General features: G+C 35.7%; 16 protein-coding genes. 1 reads left to right on the forward strand and 15 read right to left on the reverse strand.

Annotated features, from left to right (window positions below):
- Positions 1-468: 468 nt before the first annotated feature.
- From J2Z26_RS13550 to J2Z26_RS13620, 15 genes are all read right to left on the reverse strand, one after another.
- A complete protein-coding gene (locus tag J2Z26_RS13550) occupies positions 469-1,500 on the reverse strand; it encodes a glyceraldehyde-3-phosphate dehydrogenase (RefSeq protein WP_193535731.1) in 1,032 nt (343 codons plus the stop codon).
- Between the two features lie 187 nt (positions 1,501-1,687).
- Entirely contained in the window at positions 1,688-2,287 is a 600-nt protein-coding gene (coaE, locus tag J2Z26_RS13555) for a dephospho-CoA kinase (RefSeq protein ID WP_193535733.1), read from the reverse strand.
- 30 nt (positions 2,288-2,317) lie between these two features.
- Complete coding sequence (gene ytaF, locus J2Z26_RS13560) at positions 2,318-2,953, reverse strand: sporulation membrane protein YtaF (RefSeq protein WP_193535735.1); 636 nt, start codon at positions 2,951-2,953, stop codon at positions 2,318-2,320.
- 89 nt (positions 2,954-3,042) lie between these two features.
- Complete coding sequence (gene mutM / locus J2Z26_RS13565; RefSeq protein WP_193535737.1) at positions 3,043-3,873, reverse strand: DNA-formamidopyrimidine glycosylase; 831 nt, start codon at positions 3,871-3,873, stop codon at positions 3,043-3,045.
- Between the two features lie 17 nt (positions 3,874-3,890).
- The gene (gene polA / locus J2Z26_RS13570) at positions 3,891-6,521 is read right to left on the reverse strand and encodes a DNA polymerase I (protein ID WP_193535738.1); all 2,631 of its coding nucleotides are present in this window, start codon (positions 6,519-6,521) and stop codon (positions 3,891-3,893) included.
- Positions 6,522-6,707: 186 nt separating this feature from the next.
- On the reverse strand, positions 6,708-7,640 hold the full coding sequence (gene hflC / locus J2Z26_RS13575) for a protease modulator HflC (protein WP_193535740.1): 933 nt from the start codon (positions 7,638-7,640) through the stop codon (positions 6,708-6,710).
- Positions 7,640-8,608, reverse strand: a complete 969-nt coding sequence (gene hflK / locus J2Z26_RS13580) for an FtsH protease activity modulator HflK (RefSeq protein WP_193535742.1) — start codon at positions 8,606-8,608, stop codon at positions 7,640-7,642. Before hflK ends, hflC begins: the two co-directional genes overlap by 1 nt.
- Positions 8,609-8,789: 181 nt before the next feature.
- Positions 8,790-9,275 (reverse strand): GNAT family N-acetyltransferase, encoded by a 486-nt coding sequence (locus J2Z26_RS13585; RefSeq protein ID WP_193535743.1) that lies wholly within the window; start codon positions 9,273-9,275, stop codon positions 8,790-8,792.
- Positions 9,276-9,469: 194 nt separating this feature from the next.
- Entirely contained in the window at positions 9,470-11,239 is a 1,770-nt protein-coding gene (gene pnpS, locus J2Z26_RS13590; protein ID WP_193535744.1) for a two-component system histidine kinase PnpS, read from the reverse strand.
- Complete coding sequence (locus J2Z26_RS13595) at positions 11,232-11,945, reverse strand: response regulator transcription factor (RefSeq protein WP_193535745.1); 714 nt, start codon at positions 11,943-11,945, stop codon at positions 11,232-11,234. Before J2Z26_RS13595 ends, pnpS begins: the two co-directional genes overlap by 8 nt.
- 356 nt (positions 11,946-12,301) lie before the next feature.
- Positions 12,302-12,778, reverse strand: coding sequence for a MaoC/PaaZ C-terminal domain-containing protein (locus J2Z26_RS13600; protein WP_193535746.1), 477 nt, complete (start codon positions 12,776-12,778; stop codon positions 12,302-12,304).
- An 86-nt stretch (positions 12,779-12,864) separates the two neighbouring features.
- Entirely contained in the window at positions 12,865-13,803 is a 939-nt protein-coding gene (gene mdh, locus J2Z26_RS13605; protein ID WP_193535747.1) for a malate dehydrogenase, read from the reverse strand.
- A 72-nt stretch (positions 13,804-13,875) separates the two neighbouring features.
- Entirely contained in the window at positions 13,876-15,147 is a 1,272-nt protein-coding gene (icd, locus tag J2Z26_RS13610; protein ID WP_193535748.1) for an NADP-dependent isocitrate dehydrogenase, read from the reverse strand.
- A gap of 131 nt (positions 15,148-15,278) precedes the next feature.
- Positions 15,279-16,397, reverse strand: a complete 1,119-nt coding sequence (citZ, locus tag J2Z26_RS13615; RefSeq protein WP_193535749.1) for a citrate synthase — start codon at positions 16,395-16,397, stop codon at positions 15,279-15,281.
- A gap of 306 nt (positions 16,398-16,703) precedes the next feature.
- Entirely contained in the window at positions 16,704-17,165 is a 462-nt protein-coding gene (locus J2Z26_RS13620) for a DUF441 domain-containing protein (RefSeq protein WP_193535750.1), read from the reverse strand.
- Between the two features lie 153 nt (positions 17,166-17,318).
- Here J2Z26_RS13620 and ytvI point away from each other — a divergent pair, with 153 nt between their 5' ends.
- The gene (gene ytvI / locus J2Z26_RS13625) at positions 17,319-18,437 is read left to right on the forward strand and encodes a sporulation integral membrane protein YtvI (RefSeq protein WP_193535752.1); all 1,119 of its coding nucleotides are present in this window, start codon (positions 17,319-17,321) and stop codon (positions 18,435-18,437) included.
- The last annotated feature ends 41 nt before the right edge of the window (positions 18,438-18,478 follow it).

The following is an 18,478-nucleotide window of genomic DNA, read 5'->3' on the forward strand; positions in this document are numbered from 1 at the left end:
AGAGAGGTCCTAACCCTTTAAGTAGAAACATTACCAAGCGTTTTTTTGTTCACGAAAAATAGTATACCTTGCTTATTATCATTTTGCAATACATTCTGTGAATATTTACAGATGTTAAAGGGTTATTTAAAGTGAAACAGTATTTACTTTAACCTCTCATAGTTGATTTATCCTCTTTTTGGGGGATTTAAACATTAACAATTTTTACTGTTTAAAAAGAGTATGTCTCACTTTGAAGGAAGACCGTTCCTTTGCGCTGCAGGCACTTGCTTTCCGCGGGGAGAAAGTCGAGCCTCCTCGACGTTCCGTCTGTGGGGTCTCGACCTTTTCTCTACTTCCCGCAGGAGTCAAGTGCCTTCCGCTCCAATCCACTCCGAAAGTAAAATGAGTATTTTACGCTCACCATGATTAAAAACGCCTATTCAAAGAATAAGCGTTTTCATTGTTGTTCATATTTTAAATTGAGTCTTAACCCACTTCTACTTCTGATTTTCGAAACATTAGGCTTGCAACGTGTTTTGCAAGGTCTACTACTCTGCATGAGTAACCCCACTCGTTGTCATACCAAGCAAGTACTTTTACTTTTCGATCACCAATTACCATTGTTGATAATCCATCTATAATTGATGAATGTGGGTTTGTATTAAAGTCAATTGATACAAGTGGTTCTGTTGTATATTGTAATATTCCTTGTAAAGAACTATGAGAAGCAGCTTCAAATGCATCATTGATGTCATCAATTGTAACATCACGCTTTAAGTCCACAACTAGGTCTACTAATGATACATTAGAAGTTGGTACACGTAGTGCCATACCATGTAATTTTCCTTTTAAACTAGGAAGTACTAAAGTTAATGCTTTTGCTGCACCAGTAGTAGTAGGAATAATTGACTGTGCACAAGCTCTTGCTCTTCTTAAATCCTTATGAGGATTATCGATATTGTTTTGGTCATTCGTATAAGCATGAACAGTAGTCATAAGGCCATTTTCAATACCAAATTGTTCATCTAATACCTTAGCAACTGGGGCTAAACAATTAGTTGTACAAGAAGCATTTGAAATAATATTGTGAACTTCTGTGTCTAATTCATGTTCATTAACGCCCATTACGATCGTTATATCTTCATTCTTACCAGGTGCTGTTAAGATTACTTTTTTTGCGCCAGCTGCCATATGAAGACTTGCTTTTTCTTTAGAATTAAATTTACCTGTAGCTTCGATTACGATATCAATATTTAACTGTTTCCAAGGAAGTTCTAATGGGTCACGTGAACTCAAGAGCTTTACTCGTTTTCCGTTAACAATTAAAGCATCATCTTCTGCAATGACATCCCCATCAAATTTTCCATGGTTTGTATCATATTTTATTAAATGTGCTAGCGTCTCAGCTGGATAACTAGCATTAATAGCTACCACATTTAAGTCATTTTCCATAATAGCCTTTCTAAATACCATTCTACCAATTCGTCCAAATCCGTTAATAGCGATTCTTGGGTTCATAATTAATTCTCCTTCCAAGATATATGTTATACTCTTTATAAGGTCTTTGTGGTATTAGTATAACATAATTAACGAAAAATGTGATGATATAATTGCACATTTTATTAAAGTTAGACTTTTCTGGAAATAATCTAAAAAAACCGAGTTTACAGTAGTGAATTTCATACTGTTTACTCGATTTTTAATTTTATAGTATATCCCATTTGCTCAATATAAGTAATAATTGCTCTCTTGTGTTGTTTATAGACCCATTATTATCAAGGACCACATCAGCTAAGTCTTTCTTCTCAATCAAAGGCATCTGTGAGAAAATCCTTGCCTTCGCTTCTGCTTCCGTATAACCGTTTCGTGACATAAGTCTTTCCAACTGTACTTCCTCATCAACATATACCAAAATTGTTTTTTGAACCATGTGGGTTAATTTACTTTCAAATAAAAGTGGGATATCCAATATAACTGCCTTAGCTCCATTTTTTATAAAGCGATCAGCTTGTTGTAACATTTCCTTGCGAACCTCTGGATGTACGATGCTGTTTAACATCTCTCGCTTTTGCTTATCATTAAATATAATAGCTCCTAACTCCGGACGATTAATACTAAGATCGGGCTTTAGAACTTTCTCTCCAAATACTCTTACAATTTCTGTATAAGCAGGCTTCCCAACTTCAACAACTTGATGAGCTATTTTATCTGCATCTACAATGGCAAGTCCCAGTTCCTCAAGCATCTTTGAAACTGTGCTTTTTCCACTTGCGATTCCCCCGGTTAGACCAATAATAAGTGCCATTATTGCTACGACTCCTCCATCATTAAAAACTTAAAACTTCCATATTCCAATCACAATTAGCATTACGCCAGGTAAAAATGAAAACTTCTGAATCCATTTACTTTCTGAAAAGGTACGTCCACTATTAATACCTAAAGTTACAAATAATGAACTCATGATCGCTACACAAGTCGCCATTATCCACGGAGAATAACCCAGTAGTGCAGCTCCTATTCCTGCTCCAAAAGCATCTAATGAAAGTGCTAGACCAAGCATAAAAGCCTCTACACCTGTAATTGTTCCAGACTTATCAAAATCTGCAACCATGGGCTTTCTTAAAATATTAATAACGACGCCAAGTGATTTAATTTCAAACTTCAGAAGCACCTTTTCTTCTACTTGCTCTTCGGACTGCTTGGAAGGTTTAAAAAATTGAAACAACACCCAAGCTCCAATACCGACTAACACTAAGCCTCCAATTTTTTCAGCAGCACTTGGTGATATGATAGTTGCGATTGTACTACCAACTCCCATAGCTAACAAAAGGGTAAGAGCAGAGCAGCAAGCAATAATTACAATTGATTTAAATGGAATTTTCATTTTGCGTAATCCATATGTGAAACCTACACTAAAGCTATCAAGACTAACAGCAAATGCTAATAAGACTAGTGACAAGTATTGAGTCATCGTTTCTTTAGAAGCTCCTTCCTATCAATTGCTATGATAGTATATGGGAGGAGCCCATCCAGTGTGAAAGTCTTATTTTGGGTGAAACTTTATTTTAACCTTTGGCATTTAGGGCAGAAATGAGTACCTCTTCCCCCAACCACGATTTTTTCAAGTGAGGTGCCACAATGTTTACACGGTTCTGCTTTTCTTCCGTACACAAACAATTCAAGTTGAAACATTCCTATTTCTCCTTGAGTATTAACATAGGATCTAATCGTACTTCCACCCTTATTAACAGCTTCTTGCAAGGTGCTGACAATCTCCTGATGTAATTTTTTGATTTCCTTAGGCTTTAGAGAATTAGCTTCCCGCTCAGGATGAATACCTGCTCGAAATAATGCTTCATCTACGTAGATATTGCCTAATCCAACAACAATTTTTTGGTCAAGCAAAGCTACTTTAACCTTTCGATTGGTTTTCATTAATCCTTCTTTTAAAACCTTTTCAGTAAATTCTTCCGAAAAAGGCTCGGGTCCAAGCTGAGAAAGAGGCATCTCCATCTCTTCTACACCTTTTTTAAATAGATGCATTGTACCGAACTTTCTTACGTCCTTATATCTTAGCTCCGTGTTATCTGTAAAGGTGAAGAAAACGTGGGTGTGCTTATCATAAGGTTCATCGTTAGAATATAATCCATACCTTCCTTCCATCCGTAAATGAGAGACTAATACATAATCATCTAAAATGAACTTAAGAAATTTCCCTCTTCTTGAAATCTCATGTATGGTTTGTCCTTTTAATGCATCAATAAATTGTTCGGCCTCAGCAGGTTTTTTGACCATTTTGGGCCAAAGAACTCTTACTTCTTCAATTTTTTTGCCGAGTACTAATTGTGCAAGAGTTCTTCTTACTGTTTCTACTTCTGGTAATTCAGGCAATGCTTTCACTTCCTTTATTATTTCGCGTCATACCAAGTTGGGCCATATGAATAATCAACCTTTAACGGAACTTCAAGTTTAACCGCATTCTCCATTACTTCAGGTACAATTTTTTCTAAACGTTCAATTTCATGTCTAGGTGCTTCAAAAATAAGTTCATCGTGAACCTGTAGCAATAACTTTGATTCTAACTTCTCTTCTACTAGACGGTCTGCCATATCAATCATCGCCTTTTTGATAATGTCCGCGGCGCTACCTTGTATCGGAGTATTCATAGCTGTGCGTTCTGCAAAGCTACGAACATTAAAATTACGGCTAGTTATTTCAGGAATGTAACGACGGCGTTGAAGTAAAGTTGACACATATCCTTTCTGCTTAGCGTCCTGAACGATCTCCTCCATATAGTTTTTCACACCAGGGAAACTTTCCAAATAACGCTCTATGAATTGACCTGCTTCCTTTCTGGTTATACCCAGACTTTGAGAAAGGCCGTAATCACTAATTCCATATACTATACCAAAATTAACAGCTTTTGCTTGGCGTCTCATATCTCCGGTCACCTCTTCAGCCGAGACATGGAATACATCCATTGCTGTTTTCGTGTGTATATCTAAATCTTTGTTAAATGCTTCAATTAAGTTCTCATCGTTTGCAATATGTGCAAGTACCCTTAACTCAATTTGCGAGTAGTCTGCTGCAAAGATAACCCAATCCTTTTGCGAAGGGATAAAGGTTTGTCTGATTTTTCTACCTTCCTCTAAACGAATAGGGATATTTTGCAAATTAGGATCAATTGAACTTAGTCTCCCTGTTTGCGTTAACACCTGATTGAATCTTGTATGGACCTTACTTGAATCCTCGTAAATGACCTTTAATAATCCTTCAATATAGGTCGATTGAAGTTTTCCAAGTTGTCGATAATGCAGAATGTGTTCAATTATTTCATGCTTATTTGATAACTTTTCAAGAACATCAGCTGATGTTGAATATCCGGTCTTTGTCTTTTTTACAGGTGGTAAATTAAGTTTCTCGAAAAGGATAGAACCGAGTTGTTTAGGTGAATTGATATTAAACTTTTCTCCTGCACTCTCAAAGATATTTTGTTCTAAAGAATTAAGCTTTTGCCTTAATTCTTCTCCCATCGATTTTAATCGTTCGACATCAACTGTTATACCTGTTGCTTCCATCTCAGCTAAAATTAAGGTAAGCGGCAATTCAAGTTCCGTAAAAAGTTCAAGTTGCTCATTTTCAACCAACTCTTCATTTAATTTATCTTTTAAATAGTGAAGTGCTTTCGCTTCTCTTATTAAATGCTCGGCAAGTACGTCCTGTTGTGGAATCGTGCGTTTTGCACCTTTTCCATACACCGTTTCGTCTGCTTGTATATTTCCATATCCCTTTACTTTGGCAATTGAAGCAATATCAACAGTTGATTCTGAAGGGTTAAGAATATACGAGGCAATTAAACAATCAAAATCAATTCCTTTTAATTGTATTCCCTTCCACCTTAAGCCAACGATAGAGCTTTTTGCATCAAAGACATTCTTGCGTTGTTGCTCATCTTCAGCCCATGCTTTGAACTCCATTGATTGTAAGGCAACATCAGTTGGTATAAAAAAGTTTCCGTTATCATTGACTATTGCAAAACCAAGGATATCTGCCTGATGATAATTTTCTTCAAGTATCTCAACTATTAAAGTAGACTCTTTAGCGAAAATATCTTCAGTAACCTCAGACACAATCTTGTAATCCACTTCCTCTAAAGCTGTAGTGTCTTCCTCTTCTGATACTCCGAGCTTGTCCAGTAATGAATTGAATCCTAGTTCTTTAAATATTGCAATAAGTTTTGATGGTTCATATCCATCATATTCAATTGTGTCTAGACCAACTTCAATGGGTGCTTCTTGGATTATGGTAGCCAATTCCTTACTCATCAAAGCCTGTGCTTTATTATCTGATAGTTTTTCCTTTAATTTATCTCCGCTTACCTGATCAATAGACTCAAGTAAATTTTCTAGCGTCCCAAATTCTTTAAGTAGCTTTAAAGCTGTTTTTTCGCCAACGCCCGGTACACCAGGAATATTATCTGAACTATCTCCCATAAGACCCTTCATATCGATAATTTGTTCAGGACTAATTCCATACTTTTCTTGGACAAATTCTGGGGTATAGGAATCTACATCTGTGATCCCTTTTTTTGTTATATCCACTGTGATTTTGTCTGATGCTAATTGAGTTAAATCTTTATCTCCGGATATGACCTTTACTGTATAACCTTCTTTTGCTGCTTTTGCTGAAAGAGTACCAATAATATCATCTGCCTCGTAATTTTCAAGCTCGTAACGCTTAATGTTGTATGCATCTAATAATTCTCTTAGAAATGGAAATTGCTCTGATAATTCTGGTGGTGTTTTTTGACGGCCACCTTTGTATTCTCCAAATGTTTTATGACGAAATGTTGTTTTACCTGCATCAAATGCAACTAAAATATGGGAAGGTTTCTCGTCCTCCAGAATTTTCATAAGCATCATAGTGAAGCCATAAATTGCGTTTGTATGTACACCTTTTTCATTGCTTAGTAGTGGTAGTGCAAAAAAAGCACGATAAGCAATACTATTTCCATCTATTAATACTACCTTTTTTGACATCTTAATCCCCCATTTCTTCCTATATAGGTTACAATTTATATCTTGTCCGTTCCTTTCCGCTGCAGGCACTTGCTTTCCGCGCGGGGAATTATGAAAAAGCCAAAATATAAAAAGACACTATTTTCTTCTATATATTTTAGCATGACTAAATACAGAAAGGAAAATAGTGCCTATTATAAATTGGGTTTATTCAGTGTAGCCCATTAATATTCTTGCATATGGTGATTCTGAAGGTAAGATGATGACCGTTTCACCATTGATTGTACGTTTGTAAGATTCTAAAGTTCGGTAAAGGTTATAAAAGCTAGGGTCCTTGGTAAAGGCGTTATTATAAACTCTTGCCGCTTCTCCTTCCCCTTCACCACGAATTGTTTCTGCATCTGCCTGGGCTTTGGCTAATAGTTCTTTTACTTCTCTATCCGTGTTCGCTATAATCCTATTTTTCTCCGCATCACCCATAGATAAATATTCTTGAGCTTTTGACTCACGTTCAGAAATCATTCGAGTAAATACGGATAGCTCGTTTTCTTTAGGTAAATCTGTTCTCTTCATACGAATATCGGTTACAGATATACCGTAGTTATCTCGCTCTAACAGTGTATTAACAATTTCTGTTACGCGATCATTTAAACTCCCTCTATTCGATTTTTCATCATTAATAATCTCGTCATAGTTTAATTGACCTAATTCAGTTCTCAATGCTGAGTATACAAACTCATCTAGCTTCGCTTCTGCATTTTCAACTGTACGGGTAACTGCAATCATTTGTTTTGGATTATCCACACGCCATAAAGCATAGTTATCGATAATAATACGTTTCTTGTCTTTTGTATTAATTTCAGCTTCCTCAACATCATAGACCATTTGATACTTTGGAAGTGTTGACACAGACTGAATAAAAGGAATTTTATAACTCAAACCAGGTTCACTTTCAATACGAACAACTTCTCCAAATTGACGGACTACCTTAAATTCTCCTTCTTTAACAATAAAAAGGTTTGTTAGCACAATAACGAGTAACGCAACAATAATTACGATGAAGATACCACCTTTAGTGTATTTCTTCCAATCGTTGTTTTGTTTACGTTGTTCAATGTCTATTACATTTTGATCAGTCATTAGTTACCACTCCCTTCTTGCGAGTCTTTAGGTGCAGTTTGTGTTTGTTTTTCAAGAGGTCTAATTGGAAGATATTTCATTGTATTGCCATCTTCACTCATAATGTAAATCTCTGCTCCCGGCAATACCTGGTCAAGAGTTTCTAACACTAAACGCTTACGAGTTATTTCAGGAGAGACTTTGTATTCTTCATAAAGTGCATTAAATTTCGCAACGTCCCCACGAGCTGTTTCAATTCTAGCTGCTCTATCTCCTTCAGCTCTTGAAATAATTGCGTCCTTTTCCCCTTCAGCTTCCTGTGTTCGTTGATTTCGATATTTATTTGCTTCGTTAATCTTTGTATTCATCGTTTCACGAGCATCCGTTACATTTGTAAAAGCTTTACGAACATCATCATTTGGAAGCTCAACATCTTGTAGTTTAACTGCTGTAACAGAAATTCCAATATCATATCTTTCAACTAATGAAATAAGCAAATCTCTTACCTCAGCTTCTATTTGAGCTTTTCCAGAGGTTAGAGCATCATCAATTCTTGAGCTCCCAATAATACTTCTTAATGAAGAAGAAGTTGCATTATATAAGATTTGTTGAGGATCTTCTGAATTATATAAATAACTTCCAGGATTAGTAATTTTCCATTGTACTACAAGATCAGCTAATACAATGTTTTCGTCCCCTGTAATCATTTTTGTTTCATCTGGAAAATCAACAATTTCTCCGTTTTTTTGATCATATCCAAATTGCAAACTAAATGTTTCCTTAGATAATTTTTGTACATCTTGGATTGGCCATGGTAGCTTAAAATGTAACCCTGGTTCACTAATCCCTTCATTTACTTTACCAAATGTTAAGATTACTGCTTGCTCAGATTCATCTACTGTGTACCAAGATGTGAATGCTGTAATACCAAGTAGAATGATAACCAATGATAGTCCCGCCGTGATAAAAATTCGTTTCAGACTCATCATGTTGCTTTCCCCCTTATTCTATAGTTTAACCCAATTTCATATATTACTAGATTATTGGAAGTTAGGTATTTACACCGATTGCTCGGGATATAGTTATATACGAGTGAAAGTCTAGAAAGTTTCAAAAAAGATTTTATACGTATTTGAATTATATATAATTTAAAAAATAACCCTAAAAGAGTTATTTTTTTTCACTGTTATTAAATTCTTGAACGGATCTTCTTGAATTATCATAAGTTTCGCTGTATTGATCATTTGTATAGTCTTTTATTACACTTCTCCAAAATGCTTGTGCTGGATAGTTTTTTGCAATTTGTGTAATTTTCCAATCACCCAAGAACATATCAAATATCCTCCGAGCAACGACTTTCCCTATACCTTTTCCTGCATATTTCTTGAGTATAAAAAACTCAGCAATAGAGGCTGGACTTGTTTCGGTTTGGCTATTTACTAAAACAAAACCAGCTAATACATCATCTACTTTTATAAAAAATGGATGCTTATTTTCGTGTATCCAATACTCTTCAAGATTAAAAGGGTCATATAAACCTTGTTCATTGACTTCAATACTATTAATAAATTGACTAAAATCATAAATATAAAACTGCATAATATTATGTAATATTTGTTGTTCATTCTTTTCTACTCTTAAAACTTCAATATTCATATCTCACCTCAAAGAAATTTAACTGCAAATTCAATTTAACTAAAATTGGCAATTAAATCAAGATAAAAAAGAGACAAGACCTTTTTAAGGACTTGTCTTTCAAAAAAATTCCTCGGATGAAGGGGTCTTCAAAATTAGTGTAGAGGATTATTGTTAAACTCATATAAATCTACTGTAAAAATTCTGTAAATTTTTTAAGAAATGCTTCTTTTTAAGTTAACTATAAATGTAGTACCTTCACCAACTTTACTGTTCACAGCCAGTGTCCCATGATGAGCTTCAACAAGGTGTTTTACAATCGCTAAACCTAATCCAGTTCCGCCTGAGTTTCTACTCCTTGCCTTGTCCACTCGATAAAACCTTTCAAATATCCGAGGAATTTCATCCTTTTCAATACCTATTCCAGTGTCCCTAATCTTAACTTGAATGGTGTCTTCTAAATCACTAACTTCAATTAAAACTTTTCCCCCAGCTGGTGTATACGTAATGCCATTACTGATTAAATTTAGAAATACTTGTTTTAATCGATAGCTATCTCCCTCAACCATTGGTTGGTGACCTGACATTAGTGAGAGTTCAATATCTTTATTCTCTGCTTTTCCTCCCAGTAATACCAGTATCTCATTTAATATTTCAACAATATTTACCTGTTGGTAATTCAACTGAAAGCCTTGTTGCTCCATCTTAGATAAATCCAATAATTCCTGTATAAGCTCTTGGAGCCGATCACTTTCCTTAAGAATAATAGAAAGAAAATACTCTAATGTCTTTTCATCCTTCATTGCTCCATCTAAAAGAGTTTCTGAGAAACCTTTTATAGATGTAATCGGAGTTTTTAGTTCATGAGAAACATTGGCTACAAAGTCCTTCCTCATTTGTTCAAGTCTTTTTAATTCTGTGATATCATGGAAAAGAACTACAACACCTTTCCATTCACTATTCGTACCGATGATTGGTGTCCCATACACTTCGAAATGTCTTCGTTCAATTTTCAGAGGAAGAACAAGCTGTCTACGAACTTTTTCTTCTTTCATAAAAACTTCTTCAATTAATGACACAACCGATTTATGCGGTAAGGCTTCATTATAAAGATGTGATAAATAACTTGATGTTTCTATCTCAAATATTTCCTTGTAGGCACGATTTACAAGGTTGATATACCCCCTACCATCAATAAGAATAAGTCCACTTCCCATATTTTCTATTAAGGTTCGAAGGCGGTCATGCTGCATTTCATGTGCTTTAGTCATATCCTGTAGATTTCTAGCCAAAATATTAATCGAACGATTAAGTGCACTTGTTTCATCCAAATCGGTTTCATATGTTCTAGCCTTGAAGTTTCCCTTAGCTAATTCAATTGCAACTTTAGTAGCAGACTCAATCGGCTTCGTATACTGTGAAGTAATCCTTACTCCAAGAAACAGAATGACTATAAAAGCAACTCCTAAGCTACTAATTAATAATCCCCAAATTTGTTGGTTTACCTTTCTTAAAGAATCAACAGGAGAGCTAAGTATAATATATCCCTCAACAGTTTCGTCTGTAGCAAGTAAAGGCACTCCATAGTAATACATATCATATTCTTCTACAATTAAGTGAAAGCTCTTTTTGTCATTTACGTAATCATTTAGGATTGTACTTATATGTTGTTCATGAATGGTTTTACTATATTCCTCATGTCCATTCGCATCATACAGAATTTTACCGGCATGATTTATAATTGTTATTCTTGAATCAAGTGCTCCCTCTATGTTATGCATTTTCTCATTCAAATTAGGATGATAAAATAATCCACCTTCAGATACGTAGATTGAAACTAGGTCAGCTTCCTTTTCCATTCGTTCGTTAAATGTATTTAAATAGAAGCTTTTAAACATCTGTCCTAATAAAATCCCTAAACCGAGAAGCACAGAAACAATTAAGGTTATGAGAGCAAAGAGCAGCCGTGAACGAAAATTATTCATCCATTTTTGGCTCCTCTAGCTTGTAACCTAGCCCTCGAATGGTTTTTATATATACAGGTTTTTTTGAGTTACTCTCTATTTTTTCACGTAAGTGGCTGATGTGCACATCCACAATTCGTGTATCTCCAGCAAAATCATAATTCCATACAGCACTTAATAGCTGATCCCGAGTAAGAACTCTCCCCTTATTTCGTGCAAGATAAACAAGCAATTCGAATTCCTTCGGTGTCAGTTCTAACCTTACTTGATTTGTGTATGCTTCATAATGATCGGGTAGGATTCTTAACTCTCCAATCACAATATTCTCTGTATCAAGTTCCTCTTCTTTTTCAGTTTGAATATTCGTTCTTCTTAAAATGGCTTTTACTCGTGCAACCACTTCTCTTGGACTAAAAGGCTTAGTCATATAATCGTCTGCACCAAGTTCTAATCCAATAATTTTGTCAAATTCATCATCTTTAGCTGTTAACATTAATATTGGGGTTGTCACCTTTTGTTGGCGTAGTTGCTTACACACTTCAATTCCATCCATCTTAGGGAGCATCAAATCAAGTACAAGTATATCTGGTCTTTCATCTAATGCCTTTTGGAACCCTTCTTCTCCGTCCATTGCAGTAATAACCTCGAAGCCTGCTTGATTTAAGTTATACTGCAGCAATGTTGAAATTGATGGTTCATCGTCTACTACTAATACTTTTTTATCCATAAAATCCTCCAACTAAAAATAGTAAAACCCCTCATCCGTTTTTCTCTTTTTCTCTATTTAGGTTAATTATAGTAGATATCATTTAACTTACCAACTATTAAATAGAATATTGGATAGTTACATTTAATTAGGCCCGTTGATTTCCGGTCTAGGCACTTGCTTTCCGCGGGGAGGAAGTCGAGCCTCCTCGGCGCTTCGCACCTGTGGGGTCTCGACCTTTCCTCTACTTCTGAGCAGGAGTCAAGTGCCTTCCCCTCCAATCAACTCTGCGCTTGAAATAATATCAACTAAACTTTTTCTATGAAGACATAAAAAAAAGAGGAATATAGAATTCCCCTTAATGTAGCACTATTTATTTAGAAGTTATCCAATGCATCACCATGCATTGGTTTTAGTTGGTGTGGTGGGCATACTGTTAGTTTGCCTTCAATAACTGTTTCTTCTTGTTCATTTGTCGCGTTTACCGTAATCTCAACAATATGTTCTTCTCTGTTTACATCTGTGATTTCAAACAGAAATTGTACTGTTCCATAGTGATACACAGGCTTTGGAAAAGATAGCGACTGTGAAAGCACATGACTACCTGGACCAGGTAAGTATTTAGAGATTGCAGCAGTAATGATACCAGTTAACATAACACTTGGAACAATTGGCTTCTTAAACGGTGTTTGGGATGCATAGTCATGCTGGATATATAAAGGATTAGAATCATTTGTTAAGCCTAAATAAAGGAGTAGGTCCTTATCCTCGATTTTTTCTGTAAGTGATAACTTTTCACCCGTCGTAATTTCATCTATACTTCTTCCTAATTTACGTTTTTTCCCTAACAACATGCGGCCTTTCTCACCTCCGTAATAATTGAAAACGCTTGCAATTGCTATTTAAAAAATTCGGGGGAGCCCCCGAATTCTAGATTAACTTAATTAAGAACTTGCATGACATTTTTTACTGAAGCAGCAGACTGATCAAGCTGTTTCTTCTCTTCTTCAGTTAATTCAAGTTCAATTATCTTTTCAATTCCATTTGCACCTAAAATAGTAGGTACTCCTAGATAGATACCTTCGTATCCATATTCACCTTCAAGATAGGCAATTGAAGGTAACACACGTCGTTGGTCTTTTAAAATCGCTTCAACCATCTCAACTAATGAAGCAGCAGGTGCATAATATGCGCTTCCATTACCAAGAAGATTTACGATTTCACCCCCACCTTTACGTGTACGTTCTACAATTGCATCTAAACGTTCTTTAGGAATAAGAGTTTCTAACGGAATCCCACCAGCGTAAGAGTATCTTACTAAAGGTACCATATCATCTCCATGTCCACCTAAAACGAATCCAGTGATATCTTTAACTGAGAGGTTTAATTCTTGTGCAACGAAAGTACGGAAACGAGCCGTATCTAAAACTCCTGACTGGCCGATTACACGGTTTTTAGGAAATCCAGATTCTTTATATACTGTGTAAGTCATAGCATCTACTGGGTTTGTAAGTACAAGAATATAGCTATTAGGTGAGTGCTTAACAATTTCTTGAGTAACGCTTTTCATAATCTTTTGGTTTGTTTGAACTAAATCATCACGACTCATACCAGGTTTACGAGCAATACCAGCAGTGATTACAACGATATCTGAATCGGCTGTATCAGCATAGTTTGAAGTACCAGTAATATTCGCGTCAAAACCTTGAACTGGGCCAGCTTCAAGCATATCTAGTGCTTTTCCTTTAGTTGGGTTTTCCATTTGAGGAATATCAACTAACACAACATCGCCAAGTTCTTTTTGAGCTAACAAGAATGCAGTTGTTGCTCCTGTAAAGCCGCCGCCAATAACAGATATTTTCTTGCGTTTCATACTCATTTCCCCCTTACAGACTAATTTTTACCAATATATATCGAAACTACCCCGAAAATTCGAGGTAGTAATCAATCGTTAACCCATGTTTTTGATTAGTTCGTCACCAAACTCAGAACATTTCACTTCTGTTGCACCTTCCATTAGACGTGCAAAGTCATATGTTACAACTTTTGATGCAATTGTTTTTTCAACTGATTTAATAACTAAATCTGCAGCTTCGTTCCAACCTAAGTGCTCTAATAATAGTACACCTGATAGAAGAACAGAAGAAGGATTTACCTTATCAAGTCCAGCATATTTTGGAGCTGTACCATGTGTTGCTTCAAAGATTGCATGGCCAGTTTCATAGTTAATGTTAGCTCCTGGAGCAATACCAATTCCACCAACTTGTGCAGCTAGTGCATCAGAGATATAGTCTCCATTTAAGTTCATTGTAGCAACTACATCGAACTCACGCGGGCGAGTTAGGATTTGTTGTAAGAAGATATCAGCAATTGAATCTTTCACAATGATTTTTCCAGCAGCTTCAGCATCAGCTTGTGCTTTATTAGCAGCATCTTTACCTTCTTCTTCAACAATACGATCGTATTGTGCCCAAGTAAATACTTTATCGCCGAATTCTTGTTCTGCAAGCTCGTAACCCCAGTTTTTGAAAGCTCCTTCAGTAAACTTCATGATGTTACCTTTGTGTACAAGAGTAACAGATTTACGTCCTTGTTCAATTGCATAGTTAATTGCAGCACGAACTAAACGTTTTGTTCCTTCTTCAGAAACAGGCTTAATACCGATACCAGATGTTTCTGGGAAACGAATCTTATTTACACCCATTTCATTTTTAAGGAAATTAATAAGCTTTTGCACTTCTTCAGAACCTTTTGCATACTCAATACCTGCATAAATATCTTCAGTGTTTTCACGGAAGATCACCATATCAGTATCTTCAGGACGCTTAATAGGTGAAGGTACACCTGTAAAATAACGCACTGGACGTAAGCAAGTAAATAAGTCTAATTCTTGACGTAACGCAACGTTCAATGAACGAATACCGCCACCTACAGGAGTTGTAAGAGGTCCTTTAATTGCAATTATGTATTCACGAATTTCGTTTAAAGTTTCTTCTGGTAACCACTCACCTGTTTGATTGAATGCTTTTTCCCCAGCTAAAACTTCTTTCCAAACGATTGATTTTTCGCCTTTATATGCTTTTTCAACTGCTGCTTCTAATACGCGAGATGCAGAAGCCCAAATATCAGGTCCAATTCCGTCGCCTTCAATAAAAGGAATAATCGGATTGTTAGGAACGTTTAGCACACCATTTGTAACTGTAATTTTTTCACCTTGAGTCACTTGTAAAACCTCCAATAGTTTAAGTAAAGAACTGCTTATAAATGCTTTATAAAACGGTGGTTGTTGACCACCGTTCTCACAAGCTTAATAGTACATAATTGAAACAATTTTCACAAGAAGCTAGTAATTAATTAGCTTCTTTGCTCAACTGGTACGTAAGTTTGCATTCCAGGTCCAGTGTATTCTGCACGTGGACGAATTAAACGGTTATTATCATATTGCTCTAGGATATGGGCTAACCAGCCTGATACACGGCTAACCGCAAAGATAGGTGTAAACAAGTCATGGTCTATTCCTAAGCTGTGATATACAGAAGCAGAATAGAAATCGACATTCGGTGGTAGAGGTTTTGCACTAGTTACAATTTCCTCAATCTTTGTAGACATTTCGTACCACTTTGTCTCACCTGTAATTGTTGTTAACTTCTGAGACATTTTTTTCAAATGTTTTGCACGAGGGTCACCTTGTTGATATACACGGTGTCCAAAGCCCATGATTTTTTCTTTATTTGCAAGTTTAGTTTGAATGTAAGATTCTACATTTTCTACTTCACCAATCTCTGATAACATCTTCATAACTGCTTCATTTGCTCCACCGTGAAGTGGTCCTTTTAAAGCACCAATTGCAGCAGTTACTCCAGAATACACATCGGATAACGTAGCTACACAAACACGTGCAGTAAATGTTGAAGCATTTAATTCGTGGTCAGCATGTAAAACTAAAGCTTTATCAAAAGCTTCTATTGCAATTTCACTAGGCTCTTGGCCAGTTAACATATATATGAAATTAGCAGCAAAGCCTAAATCTGTACGTGGTGCGATTGGCTCTAAGCCTTTTCTCACTCGTGAAAAAGCAGTCACTAGTGATGGAATCTTTGCTTGTAGGCGGATCGCTTTTTGATAATTTGAAGCCTCGTCCATATTGTCTGCCTCTTCATCATATAAACCTAATAAAGACACAGCTGAGCGAAGTGCTGCCATTGGATGGACTTTGTCGATTGGGTAAGTTTTAAAATGATTTAATACTTCTTGTGGTAAACTTGCATTTTCGGCTAGTTGTTGCTTTAATTCTGCAAGCTCATTTTGAGTTGGTAATTTACGGTGCCATAATAAGTAAATAACTTCTTCGAAACTTGCATTATCTGCAAGGTCATCAATGTTATACCCAACATAAGTTAGGGTATCATCGATAATAGAACTGATAGAAGATGTAGTTGCTACAATCCCTTCTAGACCGCGTGTTGCTGTCATAAAAACCTCTCCTTTTTTTAAAAATCTCCCCATTACCCCAGTATTGATTTGGACTTTATCCAAGTGAGCGCTTGTTCAATATAACACATTACATAACTTCATTTTTTAAAAAGTAAATGCTTACAATTACAAGCGTCCATTAAGTGTACACCACAAAAAAGTAGGTGACATCTAGTATAGGATAAAATTGCATATAAATGCTCTATGTAGGAAGGATGCAATCTTATCTATTATTATACCTAATTATCAGATTTTTGTGAATCACAACAGGTATAGTAAGACCATAAATATTATAACACAAAAATATTATGTGAAAAAATTATAAAGCCTCATTGCTAAGTAGGCTATTCCAGCACCGATTAAGGGCCCTACTGCAACCCCTTTAAATAAAGCTACTGCAATAATAGTTCCAAATACAAGAGCAGTGGTAATGTGTGGATCATCTGCAAGGAGATGAATTCCTCCTTTAGCAATCAATGCCACGGCAATACCAGATGCTAGTGCTATCCAAGCATATGGTGATTTCACTGCATCACCAAGTTGTTTAAAACCTATTTCTCCAGTCGCAATTGGTACTAAAACAGCTAGAGTAATTAGTGTAATCCCCCAATTTATGCCTTTACCTTGGATATGCGGAAAAAATTTAGAATCCAATCCAGTCCACTTTAATACCAGAAGTACCGCTACTGCTATTATTAGTGATTGGTTTTTCCCGACCACACCTATTGCTAACAAGACAAGCAAAAATAAGGTAGCTTGATTAAACAAGTTACTCATCCTTCCTATTTTACAACTACTATATCGTACCATATAAAAATATTTTCTACCATGATATAAGTCACTAATTAAGGGTTTGTACTTTCCATAAATTATATAAGAATGTAAAATAAGGATATTACCCTAAGACAGGAGGTTTTCTATTTGACTATCCAGCATTTATATAGTGTATTACGATTCCTGTTGGTTCTTGCAATCGTTGTAATTGGTCTCATCACAATATATTTATTATCAACTGTTACTTATCCTTTTATTATTGCGCTTGTTATTGCTTTTATTATTAATCCATTGGTTAATTTTCTTCAATACAAAGGGAAAATGCCTAGAACCTTAGCTGTTTTTATAGCACTTATACTGGTCTTTGCTATAGTTGCAGGTTTATTAACCTTATTGATTGCTGAGATTATTTCAGGTGCAAACTATTTAGCTAATGTAGTTCCTTCCCATTTTGAGAAGCTAGTAGTATATATAGAAGAAATAATTACCGCTCAGGTAATTCCTATGTATAATCAGCTTACTAATCTATTTAATAATTTGGAAAGCGGGCAGCAAAATACCATCATTGAAAATATTCAAAATGTCGGGACAACAGTTGCCACAAATGTTGGGCAATTTATTCAAACAATCTTACAAAATATTCCTAACTTCTTAGGTTGGCTTCCAAACGCTGCAACAGTACTAATTTTTTCTTTATTAGCTACGTTTTTTATCAGTAAGGATTGGGATCGTCTAGTAGGTATCGGAAGAAAAATACTTCCAGTAAAGGCTCGTACGTCAGGCAAAACCGTTTTTGTTGATCTACAAAAAGCCTTATTTGGATTTATTAAAGCACAAGCTACATTGATTTCTATTACTACGGTTATTGTCTTAATTGGATTACTTGTCTTACGAGTAGATTACGCAATCACCATTGCTTTATTAATCGGTATAGTTGATGTGTTACCATACTTAGGAACAGGGCTAGTCTTTGTACCTTGGATCATCTATTCTGCATTAAGTGGAGATGTACATTTAGCCTTAGGGTTGGGCGTTCTTTATGTAATCGTCATTGTCCAAAGACAAATTATGGAGCCTAAAATTTTATCTTCAAGTATTGGGTTAGACCCATTAGCAACACTCATTTCCTTATTCGTTGGCTTTAAATTATTTGGATTTCTAGGTTTAATTATCGGCCCAGTTTTACTTGTAATCATAAAAACCCTCAGTACTGCTGGGGTATTTAGGGACTTATGGAGCTTTATTATCAACAATAAATCTGCATAAAAAAAGAGGGGATGACTCATTGAGCTTCCCCTCTTTTCTTC

This window comes from Cytobacillus luteolus (assembly GCF_017873715.1).
GTDB classification, from domain to species: Bacteria; Bacillota; Bacilli; order Bacillales; family Bacillaceae_L; genus Bacillus_BV; species Bacillus_BV luteola.

Bases quoted from the DNA above. Each gene is read 5' to 3' on its own strand.
- J2Z26_RS13595 (WP_193535745.1), bottom strand. From the start codon at position 11,945: ATGGATAAAAAAGTATTAGTAGTAGACGATGAACCATCAATTTCAACA.
- hflC (WP_193535740.1), bottom strand. From the start codon at position 7,640: ATGACTGATCAAAATGTAATAGACATTGAACAACGTAAACAAAACAAC.
- J2Z26_RS13585 (WP_193535743.1), bottom strand. From the start codon at position 9,275: ATGAATATTGAAGTTTTAAGAGTAGAAAAGAATGAACAACAAATATTA.
- ytaF (WP_193535735.1), bottom strand. From the start codon at position 2,953: ATGACTCAATACTTGTCACTAGTCTTATTAGCATTTGCTGTTAGTCTT.
- mdh (WP_193535747.1), bottom strand. From the start codon at position 13,803: ATGAGTATGAAACGCAAGAAAATATCTGTTATTGGCGGCGGCTTTACA.
- pnpS (WP_193535744.1), bottom strand. From the start codon at position 11,239: ATGAATAATTTTCGTTCACGGCTGCTCTTTGCTCTCATAACCTTAATT.
- J2Z26_RS13550 (WP_193535731.1), bottom strand. From the start codon at position 1,500: ATGAACCCAAGAATCGCTATTAACGGATTTGGACGAATTGGTAGAATG.
- coaE (WP_193535733.1), bottom strand. From the start codon at position 2,287: ATGGCACTTATTATTGGTCTAACCGGGGGAATCGCAAGTGGAAAAAGC.
- citZ (WP_193535749.1), bottom strand. From the start codon at position 16,397: ATGACAGCAACACGCGGTCTAGAAGGGATTGTAGCAACTACATCTTCT.
- J2Z26_RS13600 (WP_193535746.1), bottom strand. From the start codon at position 12,778: ATGTTGTTAGGGAAAAAACGTAAATTAGGAAGAAGTATAGATGAAATT.
- hflK (WP_193535742.1), bottom strand. From the start codon at position 8,608: ATGATGAGTCTGAAACGAATTTTTATCACGGCGGGACTATCATTGGTT.
- polA (WP_193535738.1), bottom strand. From the start codon at position 6,521: ATGTCAAAAAAGGTAGTATTAATAGATGGAAATAGTATTGCTTATCGT.